This is a genomic window from Paenibacillus sp. sgz302114 (assembly GCF_056120345.1).
Genome location: NZ_JBVYOI010000040.1, coordinates 1 through 563 on the forward strand (window position 1 = coordinate 1; position 563 = coordinate 563).

The following is a 563-nucleotide window of genomic DNA, read 5'->3' on the forward strand; positions in this document are numbered from 1 at the left end:
TGAGTCACTCCCGTGATGTACTTCGCTACAGTACCGCCATCTCGATGATCTCTCCCGTGGTCTTCGACCAAAGTCGTTCTCATTCGAGATGCCGGAGCTTTCGCTCAGCATCAAAGTCGTGGCTAGCAAAACCTTCGCTTGTATTTCTAGTTAATCTCAGCTAAGAGATATTTCGCAAATTTCATATCCAGTTTTCAAGGTGCAAAGATGTTTCTGGTGCTTATCGCACCCGCTTGGCAACGTCCTACTCTTCCAGGACCCTGCGGTCCAAGTACCATCGGCGCTGAAGGGCTTAACGGTCGTGTTCGAGATGGGTACGCGTGGTTCCCCTTCGCCATTATTACCAAACGGATGTTATTTGATTGTAGAAGGATTTATTCCTTCAAAACTGAACATGAGCGAACCTGCCGGTTGTGCATCTTACGATGCTATCTGATCATCATCGTGATCAGGTATTTCCTTAGAAAGGAGGTGATCCAGCCGCACCTTCCGATACGGCTACCTTGTTACGACTTCACCCCAATCATCTACCCCACCTTCGGCGGCTGGCTCCCTTGCGGGTT

At 49.4% G+C, this 563-nt stretch carries 2 rRNA genes; both read right to left on the minus strand.

Annotated elements, in window-relative coordinates:
* Nucleotides 1-231 precede the first annotated feature (231 nt).
* Nucleotides 232-348: ribosomal RNA gene (gene rrf / locus AC0LWF_RS27810) — 5S ribosomal RNA — on the minus strand.
* Between the two features lie 116 nt (nt 349-464).
* Nucleotides 465-563: ribosomal RNA gene (locus tag AC0LWF_RS27815) — 16S ribosomal RNA — on the minus strand; the annotation flags it as partial.